We start from the raw sequence: 25,651 nt of genomic DNA, 5'->3' as shown, positions 1-25,651 counted from the left end.
CATCGGAACGGCGAATAAGGAATAGTTCGGAGACACTATTTCCAGGATGCCGCGTTCTTCCATCTTCTGTATCTTTTGTCTTCCTTTTCCAGAGCCAGCCGTTGGAACGATTTTGCATCCACGATTCCGCCCTTGTCCGGGGCTCCTCCGGAGATGACCTTCCAACCCATCAGACCAGCCAGCGCCGCTCCTGTAGCGGTATTGAGCGTTCGAGGGTCTTTTGACTGATTTTCGCCCCCGGGCCCATTCGGTCGGGACGGTCGATCATTTTTTTGCTCCTCCACCGGAATGGTTTTGGACGGCTGACTGCCGGAAGAGGCCCCGCCGGAAGGCTGCCCGTCAGTAATCGGGATTTCCTGCGGGGGCTGACCATCCGGAGTCCCCTCTGCCGAATGGGGTTCCTTGTCGCTGCCCGCCGCGTCACCGGTGGCGCCTGTCGCTTCACCCTCCGTTATCCTGCCGAAGGCAGGTTTCTGAACGGATAGGTATTCGCCGTGATGACTGTTCGTTGACGAGAGCGCCCCCGGCGTTTTTCTGCCCAGAGAATCGAACTGAAGAACACCGCCCGTTCCAGGACTTTCATATCCTTGTTTTTCGGGAAAAAATGTTGCGTATTGCACCCTTTCTGCCCGATGATCGGACTCCCATACCTCACCGCCTTCTTCGTCAACATGCCCATATCCCGTTTCGTTCCGGGCATTTTTCCCACTCAACAGATCCGCCATTGCATACGTCAGGATGTCATTCGCGTCGAGTGTTATCAGTGCAATAACTCTGCCGTCCTGGAAGGTGACTCTTCCGTAGGATCCCACCATAATATCGTCGGCCAGTGTTCCTACAAAGGTATTCTTGCCGGCGCCACCGAACATGATGTCTTCGTTGGGACCGCCATCGATAAAATCGCTTCCGCCGATAAAATTATCTATGGTTTCAACATAGCATAACCCTTCCGCAGACAGTGCGACTGCCCCCCCGTCACCGACAAGAACGTCTTTTCCCGAGCCGCTTATCATGCTGTCCCCGCCCGTGCCGCCGATGAGAACGTTGTTTCCGTTGCCGGCCACGATGATATCCGCAGCTCCAAGCGTGGGAGAGATACTAAAGATAAGGTTCAGGGAACCGTCCGAACCGAACAGAAGGGCGCCGTTATCGCCTATGACAATATCATTCCCATTGCCACTCTCTATTACGTCGGCGCCATAACCGCCCACAAGAACGTCGTCGCCGCCATGACCCTGAAGAATATCATTACTCCCCATATCTGTATCTCGGGAATCGATCCTTTGTATGTCATCATTTTCATCCCGGACAACAATGGCATTGTCCCCGAAGATGAAGTCATGACCTGTCCCTCCAGTAAGAGTGTCCTTCCCCGCGCCCCCTATCAGAACAAGTTCAGCATCCCCCGTGACATGGGATGCATCTATAATGTCGTCACCCTCATCGCCGTAAATCTCAGCCGAATCGGCGTTCAGTTCCCCTTCAAGGTACAGGATTCCCCCCCTGTCCGGATCGGCATTTCCATAGTCCACATGCAGCTCGATCATATCGGATGCATTGAGAACGGCGCCCTCCTGGATGGTCAGATTATCCCCGGCCCGCAGGATAACCGATCCGGACACGGCATCCAGTGTTACCCCGGTCACGACAACCAGATCGTCCGCCTGACCGGGACCATCGTTATCATCATCAAAAGAAGTGATTGTGATGGAGGGCGCCTGAATGTTTTCCGCCACGGTCACGGGGCTTGACGCACTGATGGTCACTTTCCCGGCCGCCTTGATTCCATCATCAGCGGTGACGCCTCCTACAGTCAGATAACCGGTGTTATGGAGCCACACCCTTCCTGTTTCAGAAGTGCCTTCCAGATTGCCTACGGCAGTACGGAGGGGATTGCCGTCGGCGCCGATGTCAGAAACGGCAAACAGGTGGGTCGCTCCCCCCGTGACATTGTCCCCGTCGGGATTTCCGTTGAGAATCCGGCCCGAGCCCGCGATAAATATCGTCCCGAGGACGCTGGAAGTTTCCCTTAACGACAAATCCCCCGCCGTTTCCAGCAGGCAGGAATTTGTCTGGCTAAAAGCGGTCAGTGCGCCCGGCGCCGAAACGGCCGAATCGATCTCCAGATCGTCCCCCGGCGCCCCGATACCACCCAGAAGCGCCTGGAGCACGAGGCTGTTACCTGAAATATCGGCCTGGACATCCCCGGGCTGTCCCAGGATTGATACGTCCGCGGTCAAATGAACATCTCCGCCGGCGGTGACCCGCTCCAGATTCATGTCGCCGAACAGCTCGCGTATGAACACATCCTGTCCTGCCGCAATCTTCAGCCTGCCGGCAGGATCAAGATCGACCTCCAGAAAGTTGTCCGCCAAGCCGATGCCGGTGCCTGACGAGAGATACAGATCACCAGCGCTGATGTTCGCAAGATCGGTGCAATCGGCATCGAAAATCCCGCCGGAAGCAACAAGCGCCGCATCCTGTCGGACATAAACGGTATCGACAGGAAGATCCCCGGAAGCTGTGAGATAAATTGATTCCTCGGCACGTGCCGTCAGCCGGGCGCCGGCAGACAGAGCCAGTAGCAAAGAATGGTCCGCGGCCCCAATGGATCCTCCGGCGGCCTCGAGGGTCAGATCGCCACCGGTGATTACGGTCTGCCCGGCAACCGCTGCGCTGGTGATCCCTTGGCCGCCCTTGATGCTGATTGTGCTGCCGGCCTGGATCCGCTCCAGAGATAGATCGCTTTCAGACCCCAGATAAATATGGGATCCGGAGATAATATCGATGGTTCCCGTCGCCTGCAGGTTAAGATCCTCATGGGAGAAAATGCGGGTCTCACTGCGGGTCAGATCGACGATCCCGGTCCCGGCCAGGGCATCCGCGACGCTTTCGGTCAGTTGCAGGGTAAAGGGGTCCACCGCCACGGCGTAGTAGGGCTGCCCTTCGGTCAGTCCATCCACATTGGCCAGACGCCATGTTCCCGGGAAGGAGGCGGCGTCACCGGTCTGGAGATTATGGGCCGATCCGAACGAGATGATATCCCGATCGGCGTCGATGAAAGTCATATCCCTCCGCTCTGCGGCAACCAGGGCGACCTTCTGTTCTTCTGTAAGATCGAGCATGCCACTGGAAAGATCAATGACAATCGGCGCCAGATCGGCCCCGATCCCTTCGGAAGCTACCAGGGTGATACGATCGGCCTGCACATTGGACGATTCGATGCGAGTGACGGTGTCGGTCGTCTTTTTGAGCCACCCGGCGCCTACGGAGTGGAGAAGCTGCTCCTCACTCCAGGCGGATCCCTGTTGAAGAGCTTCCAACTCGCAGAAACGGTGTGTTCCGGAGACGTCCGACGCATCGATATTGATAACCAGAGGGGCATCGGCATGGGCATCGGCGCGGGATGCAGCCAACTGGATATGCTCTGAATCGACCCGGACGACGAAATAGAGTTTTCCGTCCACCAGACCGTCGATGGGGGTCCCGCTGCCGGTCCGATAAACCACCCCTTGGCCTGTGCTTAAGATATGCGTCTCCAAATTGATGACATCTTCTGGCCCGTTAACTGCTGTTACCGGGTCGAGCGAGAGATCGAATACCGCAGCGCTCGCATCATATCTCCAATCCGGGTTGTAGATATCGCCCAGCGCTCCGTAGATCTCGTGCAGGGTCCGGTATTCGTCGCTCCGCTGGGTTTCGATATTGGCGATCGCCGTGTCGTCCCAACCCAGTTGCTGCCGGTAGTTTTCGGCCTCGATATCGGACAGTTTGACCTGAAAATCCGGATCAAAAACGGACGGGTCGTCCTGCTGGCTGCGCCATCGCCAGTAAGTGTGATACTCCCGTTCCCGGAGAGCAGCATAGGCAGCGGCGGTTTGCTGGGCGCTAGCCTCGGCGGCGGCTCCTGTCAGGTTCATGTCGTCCCAGAGTTGGGCCAGCTCCTCAATGGCCCTGACGTCACGCTCTGATTCACGATTGGAATCCCGCAGAACCCCGTCCGCCACCTGGATCTGTGCATCTCCGCCCAACGATTGTGCCGAAATCAGGTTCAAATGACCGCTCATCTCCTCGATAAAAACATCTCCCCCGGCAAGAACGGAAAGGCCGCTTTCAGAAGATTCCGCCGTATTGAGCCGCAGGATCAGATTTTCGTTTCCGATTGTCCCGTTGGCGGTCAGTTTCACCAGCCCACCCTGGAGGACAGAGGCACTGTCTTGGGGCAGGATGCTTCCCTGGGCAACCAGTTCAATATCGCCCAGTGCCCCGGTCGGAACCTGTACCGGCACGAACCGGCAGCTCCCCGAAGTGGAGGAGCCGGTGATGAGGATATCCGGGTTCTCGAAAAAGATGTCAGTCTGGTTCTGGGCAAGTTTGAAGGTGGTCGGATCTGCCACCACGACAAAATAGGAGGCGCCATCGGTCAGGCCGCCGATGGCATTTCCCACGCCGCTGTGGTAAATCACCTCCTGACCAGTTACCAGACCATGGGCAGCCTCCAGCTTGATGGCGTTGCCGCTGACGCTGTCGGCAGCGGTCTTCACCGCCCCGGATTCCAGAACGCCCAGCCGATGGCCGTCGCCGGAAGCCACATTGGGATCAAGCAGGATATATGATCCCGAGGAAATGCCATCAAGTGACTCGGCAAGCTTCAGGGTCGTCGGGGTTACCACATCCACGTAGTAGATACCTCCGTCCATCAGGCCGCCGATAGCGGCGCCCCCGCTGTGGTAGATCACCTTGTCCCCGTTCTTCATCCCATGGGGAACGTCCAGCGATATGGTCTGCTGCCGGTTGTCGATCGCTGTCGCCGGCTCTACGGTCATTTCCACGGTATAGTTGAAATGCTGTTCGCTTCCGGAATAGGCGCTCCAGTCGATACTGACCGAATCCCCCGTGGAAGTGAACAGCCGCACCGTAGTCGCATCGATCGCTTCCACAAAATACGTCTGGCCGTCCTGGAGTCCGATGTTGTCGCCGCCGCTTTTGTAAACCACCTCATCGCCGGTATGAAGCCCATGCGCCCTGCCCAGATCGATCCGGTTTAAGGAAATCAGACCGTAATTCGTATCGAGCCGATTGCTCTGCTGCCCGAGAAGCGCGAACTCGGCAACGACATCGGTTCTCATCGGATCGCCTCCCGGGGTTTCGGAAAGAGAAATCCCCGTCTCGTCTATGGCCGAGACAAAGTAGGCGCCGGAGGCGGTGAGTCCATCAACCGCCGTGCCGCTGTCGGAAACAAACTGTATCTCCTCTCCGATGGCATAGGAATGCCGCTGTCCCAAATCGATACGGTATTTGGAGGAAAGGCTGCACTGAAACTCCTGACCGGCCGGAGTCGGATCGACATCGAGTGCAACCAGGGCGCCGTTGGCGTCAGTGAGGGAAAACGATTCGGCATCAATCCGCTTGATCGTGTAAGTTTCTCCCGGGTACAGTCCTAATGGTCCGGAGGATCCGCTGTCGAACACTCCGGCAGAATCCATCTGATGATAGACGACCTCCTGGCCTTCTACAAAGCCATATGCGCCGACAATGGCGGTCAGTGATCGAAGGATGTGGCAGGCGCCGCTCGCAACAGTGTAGTCAAGAGCGACGAGATTGCCGTCGGCGTCCTTCAACTGCAGGGAAGTCTTCCCGGTTGCTGCCACAGTGTAGATTCCGCCGTCAGTCAAGCCGCCGACAGGCGCTGCCGTCGGGGTGCTGTATGCCACCGTGTCGTTGTCGTCAAGCAAATGGCTTTCGGCAAAAACAACATACTCTCCCTGGGTTGACGGATCGAACGCAACCGGCGTTCCTCCTGCAACGGGTGTAAGTCGGTGGCCGGCGCCTGTCAACATTGCAAAGTCCAGTCGGATCGGCTCCCCCCCGTCCTGGGAGCTCAACTGCAGAGTCCGGGCATCGATGAGACGGACATAATAGGGCTCACTCACGGCGCCCGCATCGTTTTCGTAAATGACCTGCTGACCGTCAACAAACCCATGTTCCGTATTCATCACAACACAGGTATCTCGCAGCGAAAAATCCAGGTCGAGCGGGGTGCTGTTTTTGCTCAGGCTGTGTCCGGTCCCGGTGGCGGCATCGAAATCCAGCAAAATGGGATCTCCCGCCGGCGTGGATTTCAGGCGAATGGTATTTGTGGCAACCATATCCACGACATAGGTGGCTGTATCCTGCAAACCGCCGATGGGGCGGTAGCGGCTCTCATAGACGACCTGCTGCCCCTCGACAAAGGGATGATCCAGGACGATCAGTCCGTCCGCAGTCTGCCGGGAAGGATCGAAAAGGAGAGAGTTTTGCGACACCTCCAGGGCCAGGACTCCGGCAAAGGGGTCGAAACTCGCCAGGCCGCTCCCCTGCCGGATGAACTGGTGAACGTCCCCGGGGGTCGTGCCGGAGACATCCAGCAGGATCGGATCTCCGCCGGAGGTATCCGCAAGCTGGACGGTGTTCTGACTGGCGGCGATGACGAAATAGATGTTGCCGACCTTAAGCCCGCCGATCGGAGCAATCGTCGCGCCGGCTGCCCCCGTGAGTTGGTATTGCACCGCATCTCCCACCGCAAGGGCACTGTCGGCCCCCACTGAAAGACGGATAGCAGAATAAAATGTGTGGTTGCCCGATCCGCCGGATGTCAGGTCGATGATTGTGGCCCCGTCGGAGAGTTTGAAGGAACCGGCATCGGCCTGGTCGATCGTGTAATAACCCCCGTCGGTCAGGCCGCCAATGGCTGTTCCGGCGCTGGCTTTCCGGTACAGCACGACCTCGCCGCTGGCGAACCCGTGCCCGGTCGCGTTCAGGCAATCCTTCGTGATATCCACGGCGCCGCCGTCTATCTCGAGCGCACCAGCCGAAGGATCGAAGGTCGTAAACAGCGGATTCGGACTGCCTGGGATGACCGCCAGATCGGCGTTCCTGGTAAAGGTGTGGGTTCCGGCAGGGTTTGTCGGAACCCCTATGGAGACGACCTGATCGAGATCGTTTTTCAGCTTGATGGTGGTCGCATCCAACACCTTCACAACATAGGTGCCCCCGTCCACCAGGTTGTCGATAGGATCTCCGTCACCGGTGCAGTGGTAAACCAACGCTTCCCCGTCGGTCAGCAGATGGGCTTGCGAAAAATGGATTGCGGACTGGTACTCCCCGATCGCCGTCACCGGGTCGAAGGCAAAGGACGCCTTCTCAGTGGATTTCTCGACCATCAGTTGGGGCTGAACCGCCTTGTCAATATTGCTTCCCGGTATTAAAATGGTGATGCCCCAAAAGGAAAAATAGCGCCCATTCTTTCCTTCGCTGTCTCTAAGATCGATCCAGCGGTTGTTCAACGCATCGTTCTCGGTCAGGGCGAGTTGTAACGCTGTTTTGTCCCTGGCGATGACAAAACAGTTCTGCCCGTCGATGAGGCCAGTTATCGGAGCGTTTCCCTGAACATAGGCGACCTCTGTTCCCGTGGTCAGCCCGTGCGCGTATCCGAGCTCGATCCGGTCTGCAAGGTAGTCCACATACCCGACGCCGGGGAGGGGAGAGAGCGCCGTTCGGGCCGTGACGGTGAATGGATTGATCGCCACAGTGGTTCCTCCGTCCACCGGGTCGAACCGGTGATCGAACCCGGTGGCAACGCCTCCGTCCAGATCGAGCAGAACGGGAAGATAGCTTACCAGCGCATCGCGTGATTCGGCCAGCCGTATCCGGTTTTCGTCCACGACATAGACATAATACGTGCCGCCATCCTGGAGCCCGGAAACGGGATCGCCGGTCAGCCGGGTGTAAACAATGGCCTGACCGGTGTAAAAACCGTGGGGCTGACCCAGATCGATGATGCCGTCCGCGATGCCCGCCGTGCCAGCCAGATCGACCTCTATTCCCCCGGGCTGGCCGACGCCTGCCATCAGCCGGTGGTTGACTCCGGTAGCCAAGGAGTGGTCAAGATGGATGACAAGCTTCTGTACTGCCGAAATCCCCTCGGTTTTCAATTGCTCTGCGGCCGCCTTCAGCACGGCCGGATCTGCCGATTGGGGCGCCAGCATGACGGTCGTGGGATTGACAACCAGAACCCGGTAGGCGTCGCCGCCGGTGAGCCCCCCTATGGCCCTTCCTTCTGCGCTGCTGTAAGTCACCGTATCGCCGGTCCGAAGGCCATGGGCCTCCTCCAGTTCGATGGTGAAGACCGAACTGTCAACAGCCTTGGCAGGGACAAAGGAAAAGATTTTTCCAGGACCGGCAAAGGGGTCGAAATGGGGAATCGTGATCTGTCCAAACGTCAGGTCGCCTGTAATATCTTCCAGCCGGATGTCTCCCGACGCGGTCTGGGCAGTGACGACACCCCCGTCAAGGCGAATCCGCACCGGGTTGTCATTTCCGATGCCGTTCCCGGCGTAGAAGAGCAGATTCGTGCCGCGAATCACCGGCAGCTCCCCGGAGGCCGGCTGTTCGATGGCGCCCTGAGCCAGCAGGGTGGTGGTCCCGCTGTCATTGCGGATCGAACCGGCCAAAAGCAGATCCTTGGAAGAGATGACATCGATCCGGCCGCTGTCATAGCCGGAGAATTCGATGCCGATGGTCTTGTCTGCAGCGATGGTGTGGGTGTGGATATCCTTGGTTTTTTGTTCAAACACCAGTTCGGCAGAGGACTCGTGGATCGGCACATAGACCAAGAACTTGACGTGGCCCAGAAATGTATCCCACCCGTGGTCCTCCCATTCCCAGTATGTGTCGTCATGGGTGTAGGGGTTGTGGTCCTTGAAATCGTATCCCGTGATGCTGGCGTCGATCGGGCCCAGCTCGTTCTGGGGAACCAGGGTCCAGTTGGCTTCAATCTTCTCCTGGAAGCCATAATGGTAGATGAAGTCGGCGGCCGACGCCTGTTCCACATAGTACTCGCCCTGCATGAGGGGAACCTGGTCGGTGTAGAATTGGAATTTATCGCTCCAGTCAGTGCTTTCACTCATCAGCCAATTGAGATCGGCGCCAAACAGGCTCAGGGATTTTTCCGAGTGTTTCCGAACCTCGATGATGGTTTTAGACTGGCCGGTCACCCATCGGTACCTTAGCCCAGCCAGCGGTTCATAGCTGGCAGTCGAGGTCCCCTCCAGCGTATCGATTGTGCTGCCGCTGCCGTCGCTGACGACGATGTCATCTCCCAGCCGCCGATAGACCGTGGTGCGCGTGGCTTCTCCGGCCGTATCCAGGATCCGGATCTCTCCTTCGATCCCCGAACCAGCGTCCAGATGGTTGACCAGCAGATCATGCGATGTCCGGTTCTCAATCCGGATGCGCCCGAACCCGTCCAGGGCATTGAGCCGCCCCGAACCGGTACTCATGATGTCTCCGAAGATCTGGATAGAGCCGCCCTGAATGCCGATGTCCCTGACCTCGATCCGGTCTTCCCCGGCGTTGTAGTAAACAGAGTTGCCGATATTGCTGTTGGCATCCGCAAGAACCAGAAGATACATGGGGTCGGCGTTGACCTGGCCCGCGGCGATTTTCTGATGATATTCCCGGTCGTATCCCTGGATCTGTCTCTCCAGATTGTCGCCTTCGAGGCTGCCGGGGCCCGGAAGCGTGACGAACTTGTCCTGGAGGCCACTCTGGATTGTGCCGTTGATGTTCAGGTGCACGGCCCCGATAAAGATGCGATTGCCGGCGATCAGGGACGTGGTTGAGCTGCCATCCATCTGGTTGATGGAGTTTTCGATCGATTTCTTGGCGTTGACAAGCAAGTAATTAGTCCAGTTCACCTCGGGCTTGCCGTTGACCTCGGTGACGGTGCAGTCGGTTTTCAGCGCTTCGGTGATCCGGGTCACGCCCTCCCAGGATCCCCTCGGCAGGCCGCTGACATGGCTGAAAAGGGGGACTGTGGCCTGTATGAAATCCTCTCCTGCGGTCATTTCGATGGAATCGGCCTCGATGGCAACTCCGGCATCGAGCTTGTCCAGGGAAGACCAGATGTAGATGCTGCCCCCGGTGGATACCGATACGCGGCCATTAAGGTTCCGGATATCTTCGGTGATCTCGATGTTCGGCATTCCGGCCGTGTTCTCCACGATGATCTCCGGCGGACCCGACACCGCGGCATCCAGTACCTGGTCAAAGCCGGCCCGTTCTGCATCGTTCAGCGGCCGGTAATTAAACCGGATATTGCCGCCCTCGTACTCGGGAATCAGCAGCCGACCGGTTCTCAGGTAATAGGCGGTGGCATTGCGGATCACGATCCGGGCATCTCCCGGCGCCACCAGGCGGCCCGTGGCCTGACCGCTGATCGAGTCACCCCGGATGGTGATATCGGCCGACCGGGCCTCGGTGTCGGCCACGTTGATAAAGTCGGCCTCCGTGGTTCCGGAGGCAAGATCGCTCCGCAAAAGCTCCAAAATCTCCAATTCGCTTTTGAACCTTGCCTCGGCCTCGGTCCCCCGGTAGGTGGCGATCAGGGAGCGACACTCGGAAATCCGCACGTCGATAGCCTGGAGCAGATCGCTTCCGGTCTCGATGGAAAATTCCATCCCGTCGGTGTGGGCGAACACCTTGCCGTTGATGGTCTCGACAATCAAATCGTCAACCGAAAGCCCGTCCACGCCACTGGCGGGAAGCGCGTCTTTTGTGTCCGCGACCAGCAGCACCTGGTTGTTGTGGAGGCCCACTTCGACGACGCCGGCAGCGACGACATCGGCCGTGATTTGTTCCACCCCGCCGTTGCCGCCGGAGATGGCCAGCGAAACATCGACGCCGATGGTTTCCATACCTTCCCCAGCCTCCCGGTACAGGTCTTTGCCGGTACCGACCCCGTCTGCGTCAAATGTGCCTTTTTCTGCAAACAGACATGTATCGCCGGCGCTGCCGAGCCAAGCCCCGTTTTCGATGGTAATCCGGTTCTGCTGGTGGATGACGCCGTCTGCCACCGGATTCGTGTTCATGGGGATCAGTGTTTTGTTCCACAGGTCGGTATAGGCGGCAACCGCAAAGTTGTTCATCTGGCCTTCGGGGTCGCTCCCGGCGCGAAGGCTGATGTCGCCGTCGGCGCGGATGACCGCTCCGTTTTGAACCTGGATCGTGTGAAGAGCATCGGTACTGGCCTTAGAAAAACCCTCGGCCGACCCGGCCACCCCGTATGTCTTGGCATTGGCCTGGGCTTCAATGTCAACAGTGGAATAGGCAGACAGGCTCAGGTCTCCCACGCTGGCCAGTTCGGACGCCCCAACCTGGATTGCGACCAGATGGGTTTTGTTCTCGATCACTGAACCGGCGCCGGCCACGGCGATGGCGCCGCCGGCATCCAGACGGGTTTTGTCGCGGGCAATGATGTTGCTGACAGCTTTCAGGAGAAATTGCCCCGGTGTCGATCGGTCTCCGCTCACCTGCAGGCAGGCGCCGTCGCCCACCTGAATGGTCGTGGTATCTGCGATCTCCGTCGTGCTCAGCGCCGCCGCCCCGTCGAATACGCCGCCGCTTCCGGCCGAAACGTTGTAGTCATCGAGCCAGTCCTTGTCGATGGTGTTGAGGGCATTGATGATCAGTCCCCGGGTATCGATCATAGCATCGGCGCCGATCGTTACCGACACATCCGCATCCACCTGGTTGTCGGCCACCGCGCCGCTGGCTCCGACAATGCCGGCGGAGATGCTGTCCGTCTGCGCATTGAAACCTGCGGTGTGCCGGGCGTCGATCTGGACCGTGTCAGCGGCAATTTTCCGGTCGGCCGTGCCGCCGCCTATGGACACCTCGGTGGTGTTACTATTGATGGTTCGGGCTACGGCGGCGTTTCCGGAAACCACGCCGCCGCTGCCGGCCACGCTCCTTGCAAAGTTGTCATCCGTTCCGTCCGCGGCAAGGATCAGGCTTGTTCCGGTCATCAGAACGTTGTCTCCGATAGAGGCACGGGTGGTGGTGGCCGAGTCGGCGGTGGCCGCATTGGCGCCCGCCGCAAGCACTCCCACTGCCACGCCGGTCGCCAGGGCTTCCAGTTTGTCCGCACCGACAGCCTTGATCTGGGCAGTGCCCGAGATCAGAAGCGAACTGTTGTCTTCAGCAAAGCTGGAAACTTCCGCCCGGCTGGTCGTGTTGCTGATTGTGGCGTTGACACCCAGTAACATACCGCCGCCGGAGGCAACAGCGTCCGCCCTGGCGGATGGATCTTCTCCGACAAGTTCCTGCCGGGCAGTCACCAAGAGGTCATGGGCCGCAATCATTGCCCCGCTTCCGACCGAAGTGACAATCAGAGGGGAAACCTCCGCCGCGGAGACCGAGGCCCCGATTCCGATCCCCCCGGAGACACTGACGCCTGTGGCCTTGGCGTCGGCGTGGGGAGTCGCGGTTGCGCTGATGTGTACCGCACCGGTTACGGTCACATGGGAACCGTCTCCAACAGATGCCTCAACCGTCGGGGATGCCGTGGCCCTGGCGTCGGCCCCGGCCCCGGATGCAACAAGGCCGCCGGCCACAGCGAGAGCCCGGGCATTGGCGTTCGTAAACTCCTCTGCCGTGATGATCAGATGATCGGCGCCGGCGCCCGTACCCGCTGCAGCAGTGATGGCGCCATTCATTAAGGCCCTGGTCGTGCCGCCTGCCTTGGCGTTGGCCAGGCTCGCACCCACAGACAACCCCAGGGAAGCGGCGATGCCCTCTGATTTGGCAACCGCTTCGTTATTTGACAGGGATTCGACTTTGATATCGCCGCCGGCAGTAAGGGTTGCCGTTGTATCCACAAAGGTATGGAGCACCGCCGAGGCATCCGCCGTTGCATCCGCACCTGCACCGCTGCCGAGGAGCGCCCCGCTCGGCGCGGTGGCATGGGCAGAGGCCTTCATATCCCGGAGATCGCCGTTTTCATCCAGGTTGTGCCGCGACGTCAGGGTGATCCCCTGGCCTGCGGCCACCATTCCACCGGCAATGGAAGTGTTGATATCCGGTGTAACCGTAGCCTTCGCGAGGGAGACGCCCACATCCAGGGCCCCGATGGATACGCCAACTGAATCGGCGTCCGCATTGGCCAGAGATTCCGAGACGAGGGTGACGTTTTCAGAAACGCTGACATTGCCGCTTCCCAGCCAGGCTCCAATCGTCGGGGAGATAGCCACTTCGGCATCGGCGCCGGTGCCGGCCAGAATACCCCCGGACAGGGCCACGGCATCCGCCTGGGCATTGCTTTCAAAACGGGCTTTAAGGCTGAGATTATCGGCATCGAGAACCGTGCCATCCATATGGGACAGAGTTTTGCCGGCGACGTTGATATTTGCCAGGCTGACTCCCACCGCCGCAACGTTGGAGACAGCGATGCCGTATGTACCGACTTTGGCCAAACTGTTGTTGGAAATGGCTGTAATGTCAATATCCGTGGCGGCCTTCAGCGTCGCGCCGGCGCCGGCGTATGCTTCGATTTCGGATGTAAGCGCGGTATTCGCACTCGCCCCGGCGCCGGCAATGCCGGCCGGACTCAGGGAAACGGCCACGGAGGTGGCCACGGCCAGGGCATCCATGGATGAGGGAGAATTTGCGCTGATTTGAATGGCGCCGTTCTTGGAAGTGACCGCAGCATTGCCTATGAAGGCCTGGACTGTATTGCCGATGGAATTGTCGGCAAGCGAAATGCCTACGGAAGCCCCGGCCGTGCCGAAGGATAAGGCTCCGGACCCCACGTCCGAAGAAATGGTCGGTTGATCGAGCGCTGAAACCCGTATCGATCCGTCCGCGGTTACCGAACTGCCATCGCCGATAAAGGCGCTGAGGGTATTGGCGATGGTATTGTTGGCGCTGGCGCCGCCGCCGGTGAAATTGATACTGGCAATGGACAGGGATGCCGACACTGAAGCCGCGATGGACATGGCTTCAATGCTCGCGGTTGAAGTCGCGGAAATGATCAGACCGCCAGCGAGCTCCAGGGTGACAGCATCCGTATATGCCTGAACTTCACTGCTAATTTTGTTCTCGGCAACGGCCGCTGCGGCCGCGGCAGTGCCGCCCGCAACGGCAACGGTAACGGCGACGCTTCCGGCAACTGCATTGGCGGTGATGGAGGCATTGTCGGAGGCCTGGATGGAGACGTCTGCAATTCCGGCGTTGACCTGGGCCCCGTCAGTGATACAGGCCTCAACGGTATTGCCGATTGTGTTGACAGCCACCGCTCCGGCGGCTGTTGCGCTGACGCTGATGATTCCAGGGGCGCCCGAGAGAGTTCCGACCAGGGTGAGCGCCCAGATAGACGCTTCTTCTTTCGCATCCAGGACGATCGTTCCGCCGGCAGTAACCGCTGCGCCGGAGATATAAGCCCGCACTTCATTTGCGATGTGGTTCTCAGCGACTGAAGCGCCAACGGATGCCGTTGCAGACAGAGCCCCGCCGGCTGCCGTGATACTGGCGGCCCCGCCGTTGGCGATAATGGCGGAATGATCCCAGGCTCTTAAAGTCACCTCCCCACTGGAAGAATTCACTGCGCCGCCATCAATGGAGCTTTCTATCGTATTGTCAACCTTGTTGTGGGAATAGACGCCGGCGCCCGCAAAGGTAAACCCGGCTCCGAATCCTCCGGCAGCGCCAAGGGATCCGGCCAGGGTCAGCGCCCAGATGCTCGACGTCGCTTCCGCTGAAAGATCGATCGCCCCTGATGTTGCAACAGTTGAATCTTTGATATAGGAACGAACCTCATTGGCGATTTCATTCACCGCCACGGACGCACCGACCGAAACAGAGGCCCCGCCTCCACCACCGCCGCTGCCGGCGGCGCTGCCGCTGCCGCTGCCGCCCGCCCCTCCACTGGCGCCTCCCACGCCGCCGCCGGTGGCAGAACCGCCAAGTCCTCCAACGATCCATCCGACAATCGCCCCGACGCCGTAGCCGACAACCCCGACCGTACCCGAGCTGCCGCCCCCGCCGGTACCGCCGCCGCCGCCGGTGCCGCCGCCGGTGCCGCTGCCGCTGCCGCCGCCGGTAATTCCGCCGAAGATAACGCCTGCCCCCCCCGCCGCAACGGCCATGCTCACGGCGCCGGCGTTGGCAAGGATTTTGCTCTTGTCTTGCGCGCTCAGATGGATCTCGCCACTGGTTGTCTCGATTTGGGAGCTGTCTTCAATAAACACCTCTATGGTGTTTTTGACGCTGTTGTACGAGCTTGATCCGGCGCCTGAGCCGGTAAGGGCCCACACGCCTGCGCCGGAGCCACCGGCGCTGCCCGAGACTGTCAGCGCCCAGATGCTCGCGTCCGAAGCAGCCGCAAGATCAACCCCCGTTGTAACATTGACAGTGGAGCCGGAGATAAAGGAACGGACCTCATTGGCGATTTCATTGACCGCAATGGACGCGCCGAAGGTACCGACAACCGCGCTTCCGCCAATGCTGCCCGCGGCCGCCAGCGTAATGGAACCGGCATTGGCAAGGATGTTGGTATCGTCATCTGCCGTTAAACGGACCCCGCCGCTGCTCACCGTAATGACACTGTCCCCCTCGATGAAGGCTTCAGCCATATTGCCGACTGTAGAGTAAGCGCCTGCGCCCGCGCCGCTCGCCTCGAGGGTGAGACCGACACCGCCGACCAGTCCGAGGGATCCGGCCAGCGCCAGCGCCCAGATGGTCGCCTGGGATGTAGCCGTAAGGTCAACATCTCCAGCGGTATCGACATCGCTGCCGGTAATATGGGAGCGGACCTCATTGCCGATTTCGTTCAAGGCGAGGGAGGCGCCGATGGTAACCGCCATGGCCTTGCCGCCACCCACGGCTGCGGCAAGGCTCAAGGCGCCGGCATTGGCCAGAATCTTGGCATTGTCTTCCGATACCAGCCGGACACTGCCTGCTGTGGTCAGAATAGAGCTTCTATCATCGCCATTGTTGGCAATAGAGCTCTCTGTGATATTATTGACTGCATTGTAGGAAAAGGAAGCTGCGCCGGTGATATTGGTTGTGTCGCCTCCACCAACGGCCACCCCTCCGCTCCCGGCCAGTGTCATGGACCAGATGGTCGCATTGGAAACGGACGTTAAATCCACATCGCCCGCAGTGACGACGGTGGAACCATCAATATAGGAGCGGATTTCATTGCCGATTTCATTGATCGCAACCGAGGCGCCGACCGTGCCTGCTGTTGAAGTGCCAATGCCGATGGCAAAGGCCAGGCTTACAGCGCCGGCATTGGCGATGATCAGGGAATCGTCCGTTGTCGCCAGCTTGACGCCGCCGCTGTCTGTTGTAATCGAACTGCCGCCGTCAATAAAGGCTTCCGTCGTATTGTTGATGTCATTGTAGGAAAACGAACCGACCCCGGAAAAGGCAATGACGCCGCCTCCGCCGGCGGCCACGCCCCCGGCCCCGGCAACGGTCAGCGCCCAGATGACATCCTCGGAATTAGCAGAAATATCAATCATATCGGTCTTGATAAAACTGTGGCTTGCCGGGGAAGCGGGAGTTTCAAAATTGACATCGGCATCTTTTGAAAGGGCCTGCGCCCTGGTGGTGGCCAGCCGGATGGTGGAGGCGTCATCGACGATGACGTAATAGGTCTGTCCCTCGACCAACCCGGCGACACTCTCATTTCCCCGGTTGTCATAGACGACCGCATCGCCTTTCGTCAGGCCGTGACCGGCGCCGAAATTGATTTTACTGCTTATGTTGTCTATCAGATATGTCTTGACCAGGCTGTCGTTTCCGGAGGGTGTCCCGATAACGAGGTCAGAATCTCCGGCAAGGGCTTTCTCCCCGGTGGTGGCCAGCTTGATTGAGGTTTTATCCATGACTATGACATAATAGGTCGCACCATTGACAAGGCCGCTGATATCAGTGCCGCCGCCGTTGTCATAAACCACGGCTTCACCGGTCTGCAGGGCATGCTCTTTCCCGAAATCGACGACGGAGCCTGCCTCTTCGGCAGTAACTGTTACGGCATCGAGCCGGTTCAGAAATCTGAAATTGTCCGCCCCCGGGGTGAAGTTGTCTCCCTCGATATCGGGCAGTCTGATATCCACGTCCGCTTCGTTCGCAAGAGCCTTTTCCCTCGTGGATGCGAGTTTTATCGAGGTAGAATCATGAAGGATCACATAGTAGGTTACGCCGTCTCCAAGGCCGTCGATGCCGGTATTGCCACCGTTGTCATAGACCACGGCATCACCGGTCTGAAAACCGTGATCGAAGCCGAACTCGATAAGATCGTAGATGGCGCCGGAATCGGCAAGATCCAGGGTGACCGGCAGGCCCTGAGCCGAGCCGGCCGTGTTCAAATCGGAAGCAGAGACACAGGAACGAACGACATTTTCAATTTCGTTCACGGCGACAGAGGCGCCTATTGTACCGGCAGTGCCGCCCCCCGTACCAATGGAGCCGGACAGGCCCAGGGCGCCGGCATTGGCAATCATCTCTGTTTTGTCTTCGGAGGTTAACTTGACCCGGCCGTTTGTCACAGCGACCGGACTGCGCTGGATCAATGCCTCTATGGTGTTGCCGATCTTGTTATAGGCGCCCGCCCCGGCAACAGAGAGGGCAAGCCCTCCATCCGCGCCGAAGGAGCCGGCGCCCGCGCCCGCCAGGGTCAGTGTCCCGATGAGCGCGTCGGAGATGGCCGCAAGATCAAAATCGCCGACAGCGTTTACACGGGAATCGCTGATCGAGGATCTCACCTGATTATGAATCGTTGTGACGGCCAGCGCCCCCCCTGCCGTACCGCCCCCTTGAGTGGCCACCGTCAGGCTGACAGCGCCGGCCACAGTCAAAAGATCGCTGTTGTCCTCTGCTGAAAGCATGACCCCGCCGCCGTCAACGTCGATGTTGCTGTTATCGGCGATACAGGCCTCAATCGTGTTTTGAACCGTATTGTAGGAAGCTGATCCTGATCCGGCAGCCGCCTGATTCCCGGCGCCCACAGCCGCCGCGCCGGTGACGGTCAACGCCCAGATTTCGCTTTCCGAAAGGCTCTCCAGTGTTACACCGGAGACACTCTCTGCCTGCACGCCCGACATATGGGCCGTAATGTCATTCACGACAACATTGGCGGCTACCACAATGGCCACCGATACGCCACCCGAACCGGCAAGGCCGAGCCCCAGGGCATTGATTTCCGACTTGTCCGCGGCCTTCAAGCCCACTCGCCCGCCGACGGAGATTTTTGCCCCGTCAATCAAGGCCGCTTCAACAGTATTGGTGATAACATTGCCGAACACGGTGGCATCCACTGCCGCCTTACCCGCCGCCGATACACCCATGGTGATGGTTGCGATCCGGGCATCGGAAAGCGCTTCCAGAATGAGATCCGCACCCGCCGATACATTGCCGGCGATGATCTCGGAAGCCACACGGTTGGTGACCACATTGCCTATCACCGTCGCGTCAACGGCAACCTTCTCCGCCGCCGCGGCGCCGATCCTCAAGGCAAAGATATTGCCATCGGGATCGAGAGGGGAATCATCCAATACATCGCTTACGCTCTCTGACCATGATTCCGGGATAAGCCAGTCGGGAATGGCGCTGGGGGCAATTTCCGCAGCGGAAAGAGAAACACCGCCTGTTGCCGTTATTTGCGAATTGTCTATCTCGGTTTCCGTACTGTTTGCAACAACATTACCGAGGACACTCAGATTGACGGCCGCAGTGCCTGCTGTCACGGAGACGCCTACGGACACGTTACTGATCATGGCTGATGATTCAGCCGCAAGCGACAGGTTGCCTTCCGTTTTCACGGCGCTTCCAGCAATTGCCGCCCGGCTGCTGTTTGTTACAAGACCGGCGGAAAGCGCCGCGCCGCCGGCGCCGATAGAGCCGACAGAGGCGGCAACACCGAAGGAAAGCGTGTTGATGACGGAGGTGTCGGTAGCTGTCAACGTGACGTCCCCGCTGGCATCTATGTGATAAGGGTTCCCGGCGCCTGTAATGGTCGCCGCAATGGTATTGGCAATGGTGTTGGCCGTTAACGACAAAAGCCCCGCGGCCTTGCTTGAAGCGGCCACTCCTCCGGCAAAGGCCATGATGCCCGCGTCGGATAGCGCCGCCAGCGACAGATCAGAACCGCTGACCACGGTGGACTCAGAGATGCTCGCCGCGATGCTGTTGTCTATCACATTGGCAGCGGCCAGAATGGCTCCTGCCGCGCCGCCTGAAGCGGCAATGCTGAGACCCAGGGAATCAACATCCGAATTGTCCCGGGCACGAAGAGCCACCAGACCACCGGCAGAGACTTCCGAAGACCCGGAGATCGAAGCCTCCACCGCGTTGGCGATCACATTGCCGTAGAGTGTGGCATCCAGGGCCGCTTTTCTCGAGGCAGCCAAACCTGCCGTTACCGCGGCGATTCGAGCATCGGAGAGAGAATCCAGCGTCACATCCGCATCCGGGTGAAGGATATTTCCAGACTCATTCACCCCCGCCCGGATATGGGAATCCATGATCCTCGCCAGAACGTTGTTAGAAATGACATTGCCCATGACCGAAACATCTGCGGCGATTTGCCCCGAACCCGCCACACTGATCATCAGAGCGAAGATATTGCCGTCAGGATCGACAGGCGAATCTTCCAGGGCAGAACTGATGGCAGCGGACCAGTCATCCGGCATGATCCAGTCCGGAATGATGCTCGGAGCGATGTCCGACGCAAAAAGGGTAACGCCTCCCGTCGCGACGACGGTAGAGCCGCTGATCTCTGTTTCGGAGCTGTTGGCAATGACATTGCCGATTACCGAGACCTGACCCGCAATTTTTTTGGATCCGGAGATTCCGACCGATGCCATGCGGATAATGGCCGTTGATTCAGCGTCCAGGACGACGGCGGCAGCGGTTGTAACGTGCGATTCTTCGATAGAACTTTTCAGCGTGTTGGCAGTGATATTGCCCGCAATGGCCACATTCCCCGCCGCCAGTCCGGAAGCTGAAATACCCATGGCCAGGGCATCTGTCGTGGAAGTGTCCGTGGCCGTCAACGTGACTGTCCCGGCGGTGTTGACCTGCGAATGACCGGAAATACTCACAGAAACCTTGTCACCGGTCCTGTTTTGAGAAAATGACCCGCCAAGGGCAAATTTTTTGGCGCCTGTGCCGCTGATCGAAGCCGACTCGATGGTTGTATCGGCAGCAACTGCCAGTTCCAGCCCCCCGGCTGTGGAAACAACAACGGCATCGTCGATAGTGCCCCTGACCTGGTTTTCAACCGTGTTGATTGCAACGGCGGCCCCAAACCCTGCGAGACCGGAATAGGCCAACCCGATTCCGCCGGCCATAGATTCGATGTCCACATCATCCGACGCATGGAGCGAAATCTCCCCCTCGGCGCGAACGCCCTGGGCGCTCTTTTTGCCTTTGATAGAGGAGGAGGTCTGATTGGCAATCTGGTTCTGCGACCAGGCAACCGCTGCTGCCAACCAGGATTTGCTGCCGCCGATGGCCGCCGCGAAGGAAAAGATGTTGCTGTCACTGAGTGCAAAAAGCGTCAGGTCGCCGCCGGCATTGATGTCGGCGTTTTCCACAGCGGCCTGGACGGTATTTTCGGTGCGGTTCAGACTGACCGAGGAGCCGATGCCGATCTTCCCCCCCCACGCCAATGCTCCGGCTGCGCCAATGACGGAGGCGCTGTCCCTTGCTGAAATCGTCACATCTCCTGTCATGCCGGTATCTATGGAGGAATCGCCGCCGAGATAGGCGGTGGTTTCGCTGGCTACCTCATTGCAGGAGACCGATCCGGCCAAGCCGATGGCCTTGGTGGAACCGGCCCCGCCCCCGGTAAAGCTCCAGATCTGTCCTGCATTGTCAGCGGCCAATGTCAGGCTTCCTGAAATGTCAACGGCGCTGTGGTCAATCAGCGATCGGGTCGAAAGATCGATGCGGTTGATTGCCAGGGCGCCCCCCATGGCCAGGGAGGCGTTTTGGGTGGCGATGGTCACGGAACCGGCAACGGCAAAAACAGCGGAATTGTTTTGCGCTGACAGATCGACCGATGAGTCTCCGGTGATGTTCACCCCCCGTGCACCGGCCTCGGTGATATCGGCTATTTCATTCCAGGAAACGGCCCCGGAAACATTCAGGCCAAATTTCCCGCCTCCGCCGGGCGCTTCCTCGGAATCGGAGCTATCCTTCCCTTCTCCTTTCGGAAAGACGCCTGCCAGGGAGGAAGAAATAATCCATCCGGAGCTGGAAGCTCCTACCTGGATTGGACCCGGGGTCTTCAGAGCGCCGCCGGCATCGAGAGGTTCGGAAAAACGGTGATCCGTTCCGGTGGCTGCCGATGGATCCAGAGCGATGATGATCGGCGTTTCGGCGAGGGCGTCATTCCGGCTGCCGGCCAGTTGAATGGCGGTCGAATCGACCACCACCACATAATAGGTCTGTCCATGTACCAGACCTCCGATGCTGCTGCCGCCGCCGTTGTCGTAGGAAACCGCTTCTCCCGTAGTGAATCCGTGGGAGCGGTCAAAATCGATCGTGGCGGTTGTTCCGTCCACCAGGGGAACGGCCCGAATGCCGGCGCCCAGAGTATGGGAAGAGCCGATGGCCACCGAAGCTTCCAGGGCGACAGGAACCGGGACGGCGGACGTCGCCTCGGTCAGAGTACGCGCCAATTGGATTGTCGTGGCATCCACTACAATCACATAATAGGTTTCCCCGGAAGTCAGACCGCCAATAACAGGCCCTGTTCCGCTTTCATAGACGACGGCATCTCCGTCAACATAGCCGTGTTCAAATCCGAAATCAACAGTATCGAGTCCGTCATCGACGTCTGCAAAGACATCGAAGGAACAGACAGCAAAAAGGGCGTGGATCTCCCCGGCGGGCACCTGGCCTGTGATATCCACGACCACCGGTTGAGCGGCGACGGCATCGTCCTCGGCAGCCGCCAGTTGGATGGTATTGGCGTCGATCACAACGGCATAATAGGTTTCGCCGTTGATCAGTCCCCCGACGGGTGTTCCTTCTGCGCTGCTGTAGTCAACGGCCTGGCCGCCGGAGAGACCGTGAGGGGCCGCGAAACGGATCGTATCGGTGTTTTCATCCACCTCCGCATTCTGATCCAAGGCAAGTTGACTGACCAGGCGGTGGTCGTTTCCAATGGACGCGGCGTCATCGATATCCATCACTGTCGGCGTCGCTGCAAGCGCCTGTTCCCGGGTCTTTGCCAGTTGGATGGTGGTGGTATCCACGACGACGGCATAATATGTCTCACCATCGGTCAGCCCGCCAAAACTGGTTCCGCCTCCGTTGCTGTAAACCACAGCCTGGCCGGTGACAAAGCCATGCGGATAGCCCAGGTTGATGCTGTTTTCATCGGCATCCAGTGCGGCGGTCGGATCGAATCCCACCCCCAGGGTATGGGAACTTCCTGAGGCAGCGCCTGGTTCCAGGGCAAGCGGGGATGTGCCGCTGATGGCATCTTCGGCGGTTGCGGCCAGCCGGATAGTCTGGTTGTCGATTACATCGGCAAAATAAATGCCGCCGGAGGTCAGACCGCCGATGTCGTTCCCGCCGTTGCTGTTATAAATCACGGCCTGGCCATCGGTGAAACCGTGATCATATTCCAGGTGAATATCGCCCCGGGCATCGACCCCGCTGGCGGGAGAAAACTCGTTGCCCCCCAGGAGGATCTCCCGGCTGCCGAGCAGAGCCCGGGTATCCCGGGAGATATCGCTTACGGCAAGGGCAGCCCCGAGCCCGACGCTTCCCGAAGCGGTCACGCCGCCGGCGATGTTGACGATATGCGTCGTATCCGTGGCATTTACGATCATTCCGCCATCACGAACCGTCACGTCGGCCCCTGCACCGATCTGGGCAAGGGTAATATTGTCCACGCTGGTCATGGCGTAAACGCCGTTTGCCCCAAAATTGCCGGCTTTCCCTCCCGAAGCGGCAATGGATATTCCCAGTACCTGGTTGTCGGCGTCCACCTCAAGACGCTCCGCGTAAAGAATCACGCCGTCATAAATCCTGGCCGATGCATCATTATTGTAGTCGATGATCATGGCAGACGCGCCCACGGATGCCTTGCCACCCTCTGTCCCGGCGCCGGGAGTGTTCGGATCAAGACTGTAGCTTCTGGGTGAATCGCCTTTTTTCAGGCCGGGGATGCCAAGAAGGCTGATATTGCCTATGAAATGAACGGCCTCGTTGATACTTTTGGCATGAACCGTAACGTCCTGCGTTTTCGCCCTTAAGGCTTCATCCTGGTTGATATTCGCATTTTCCCCTATATATGCACGGCTCACATGCTCCAGATTCAGGACAGTCACAGAACCGGCGAAGCTGATCTCCGCCCCGTCGGCAGTGCTCTGACTCCAGGAATCCGCCACGTTGTTGTCCAGCCCCAAGTTGTCGTCCAGGTAGGTGGTCAGGTTGCGTATGAAGGAACCGGCCCGGGCGCCTCCCTCGCCATCAACGATATAAACCCCAAGGGATTCCCAGTTGGCCTCGCTGGAAAAATCCGCCTGGCCCAGGTTCACATCCGCCCCCGGCGTCAATCCCACGTATCGGTACCATCCAGCTTCAGCGCCGAGGGGATCATCCGATTGCACTTCGACGATATCGCCGGATTCAATTGTCACAGTTCCATCAGCCCTGGTGTAATCGGGCCCCTCGGTCCAGGGAGTGATCAGATTCACGCCATAGGTCCACTCGTAATCGTTGAGCACTTCGGACTTGACCGTCAAGGTCTGTTCGGCATCGACATGTGCGCAGGCACTTATATGGGCGTCGGCTTTGTTGCGGTAAGCGCCGATGGCCACTGCGGCGGAGCCGGCCAGATAGGTCGTGCCGGCCAATTTGATCTCATCAACGTCATGGATGGCGGAGCCAGCCGTCACATCCGGCCGGTTCTCGACAGCGGCATGAACCGCAATGGCTCCCCGGGATGTCACTTTCTCTGTGGAATCGGCCTCGCCGTTGCCGATCCTTGCGGTGACATTGTTTGCATCATTCACCACGGCCACGGCCGAACCGAGTTCGATGGGGCTTACCTTGCCCGAGAGGGGCTTCGATGTTTTGTGTAAAATAATATTTTTCAGCTTTTCCTTGAAAGGGTTAAGCAGGGCGCCCTGGGTATCGTCGAGCAGGTTTCCGGTGGAATCGGTATTGACGCCGGCCGTGGCATTGACCCCGGTTTTAAAAGACGGGACAAGACTGAGCATTCGGGAGGCTTCAATGGCCTCTTTCTTCTGCAAGGCCTCGATAGTGATGTTACTTGTTGCCTGGACATTGCCGTCCACAAAGGCGCTGGTCTCTCCGGATTCATCGGAGATTGCGACCGCAATACCCACAAGACCATCCTGCCCTGTTGTGGAGCGCGCAAGCGTCACATTCCGATCAACGGTATCGGCCCTGACAGTCAGGTTCCCCCCGATATTCAGGTTTGCCGTCTCTGTGATGTGGGCCTGCGAATCGGAGTTCAACACAGTCACGGCCACAGCGGCCGCGGCTCCTTTGAAGACAGCGCTGGAGTCCGCCGTTGCGTTGAGGGTGCTGTCGGCCCCGGAGCGGATGTAGGCATCCCCGGCAGTGATAATGTCGCCTTCCACGATGACCTGGGCTTTGGTATTGGCAATCGCGATCGCCACCCCCAGTTCCAGGCCGATGGGCGTTGTGGAGGCGTTGGACGTCGCCTTGGCAATCGCGGATAATGCATCGGCAGTTATGGAACTGCCCTCTTTGATCAAGATGGAAGCATCCGTGCCGGATATGGCCACTCCCCCCCACAGGGAGAATGTTTCCAGGAAATCAATCCCGGTCTGAACAAGGGTATCAACAAGGGGGGCGCCCGCTGCGAATGCTTCGATAATTCTGGAGTGGTCCGCCTCTGCGGTGATTGAGACAATTCCACCTTTGACAGTAGCATGATCGAGTGTTATTCCCACCGTGGAACTGTCGATATCCGCCAATAAATCCAGTGCGCCTGTTCCCGCCAGTTGTGATACGGAAAGTGTGATGCAGCCGGCCACATACTCACTTCCCTCTTCAACATGGGAAAGCAGACGTGATCCCGGTTTCATGGCAATGTTTTCGCCAGTAAAGGTGATGTTGCCGGAATCGCCGCTCGATGATGCAGTCATGATATCCGCTCCTGCATCGACCTGACGGGTGGAGACAGTCACCGATTCATTGATGACAATATCTTCGGCTTTGACATCGACGCCACCGCCGGCATTCAAATCACCTGTAAACGTCAGGGAATCATTCCCGCCGCGGGCATCGATCCGGATGGTTTCAAAGGCAGAAAAATTCACTTCTGTATCGTTAACATCAATGATGTTTTGAGATACGATGATGACATCGTCGCCACCGACTCCCAGCACGCTGTCCGTGCCCTTGATGATCAGTACATCTGCCCCGCCGTTACCGCTGAGATTCAGAAGATCGCCTGGCGCGAAATTCCGGGGCGCTTCACTATCCAGAACAATTGTCCGGGCATTAAAATCCACGACAACGGCACTATCCCCGGGACCGCCACTCACCGAGACAGTCTCCAGGAGACGGGTATAGCTTGCCGGTGCAATTGTGTTTGATATGTTTGCATCACTGATTTCGCCGACGGGCAGCGGAACATCCGCGGAAAGAAGAAGCCGCGGTTCCAATTCCTCCCATTGCAAGGGGCGCGTCCGGCGAACTTGCTTTGCCTGCTTCCCCGAGGCCTTTTTGCTGCCGCCAAAACTCCACATGGTTACACCTCGTTGAAGTAAAAGCCGACATGCCCGTTCCTGCCTTTTGGTTTACGGATCTA

General features: G+C 58.8%; 1 protein-coding gene. It reads right to left on the bottom strand.

Translation table 11 applies throughout. The features are described 5' to 3' along the window. Window positions 1-35 precede the first annotated feature (35 nt). A complete protein-coding gene (locus M0P74_02240; protein ID MCK9362412.1) occupies window positions 36-25,589 on the bottom strand; it encodes an LEPR-XLL domain-containing protein in 25,554 nt (8,517 codons plus the stop codon). Window positions 25,590-25,651: the final 62 nt, after the last annotated feature.

The sequence above is a fragment of the Syntrophales bacterium genome (assembly GCA_023229765.1).
GTDB lineage: Bacteria > Desulfobacterota > Syntrophia > Syntrophales > UBA5619 > DYTH01.
The sequence above is the reverse complement of the archived record's forward strand: the minus strand, read 5'-3'. Positions and strand labels throughout refer to the sequence as shown.

Excerpts from the sequence above, each read along its gene's own strand:
- M0P74_02240 (MCK9362412.1), bottom strand. The coding sequence starts at position 25,589 with ATGTGGAGTTTTGGCGGCAGCAAAAAGGCCTCGGGGAAGCAGGCAAAG.